Below are 1,142 nucleotides of genomic sequence, written 5' to 3'. Positions count from 1 at the left end.
TCTACCTCGTGGACCATCAGCAGCGTGAGCTGCTGCCGCTGCTGGGCGGCTCCGCACCGCACCGCGAAAGCTTCAACATCGACGGCACACTCGGCGGCCGCGCTTTCACCCTGGTCACCACATGTGTCAGCGACACCGAACCCGACGGACAGCGGTTGTGGGTGCCGCTGCTCAACGGCGCCGAACGGATGGGCGTGCTCGAGGTCGTCTCCGACGCTACGCTCAGCGACCAGGCAGTCGACGACTGTATGACTGTCGCCTCGCTGCTGGCCGAGCTGGTCATCACCCGCGGCTCCTACAGCGACACCGTCGAACGGGTCCGCCGCCGTGAGCCCATGCAGCTGGCTGCGGAGATGCTGCGGGCCCAACTGCCGCCTCTGTCGTTCTCGACCGGCCACCTGATGATCAGCGGCATCCTGGAACCCAGCTACGACGTCGGCGGCGACGCCTTCGACTACGCCGTCAACGGCGATACCGCCCACCTGGCCCTGTTCGACGCCGCCGGCCACGGATCGGCCAATGGCATGCGCGCAGTCGTCCTGGCCTCGATCGCGCTCGCCGCCTACCGCAACGCCCGCCGCGCGGGCATGGACCTGACCGCCACCTACCACCACATCGACAGCGCGGTGCGAACCCACGACCGGGCCGGCATGATCACGGCCGTACTGGCCGAGCTGAACCAGTGCACCGGCGCGCTGCGGGTCATCTCCGCCGGCCATCCAGGCGGAATCGTCCTGCGGCAGGGCAAAGTCGTCAAGGTGCTACCGACCCCGACCGCCCTACCGGTATCGCTGGGCGACAGGCGCCCGCCGGTGGTCGTCGAAGAGGCACTCGAGCCCGGCGACCGCCTGCTTCTCTACACCGACGGCATCATCGAAGCACGCTCAGCCGACGGCGAGCAGTTCGGCGTCGAACGACTGACCGACTTCACCGCCAAAGCCCTCGCCGACCAGCTTCCCGGACCGGAGACCATGCGCCGGCTCGTGCACGCCATCCTCGACTACCAGGACGACCGGCTGCAGGACGACGCCACCGTACTGCTCGCCGAATGGCACAGCCCCGCCCCACCACAATCGGACACCGAACTGATCACCGGGCCGAAACAGCAACCGCTCGACCTGGACCAGTGACCACGCCGAGAC

The 1,142-nt window shown here is 68.4% G+C and carries 1 protein-coding gene; it reads left to right on the top strand.

What is annotated here, in order from left to right; all coding sequences use genetic code 11:
- On the top strand, window positions 1–1,130 hold a 1,130-nt coding region (locus tag Aau02nite_RS45810; protein WP_212994991.1), incomplete at its 5' end, for a PP2C family protein-serine/threonine phosphatase.
- Between the last annotated feature and the right edge of the window lie 12 nt (window positions 1,131–1,142).

Origin of the sequence: Actinoplanes auranticolor (genome assembly GCF_018332655.1) — a bacterium.
Lineage (GTDB): Bacteria > Actinomycetota > Actinomycetes > Mycobacteriales > Micromonosporaceae > Actinoplanes > Actinoplanes auranticolor.
Note: the sequence above shows the minus strand (reverse complement) of the source record. Positions and strands in the feature narration are given on the sequence as shown.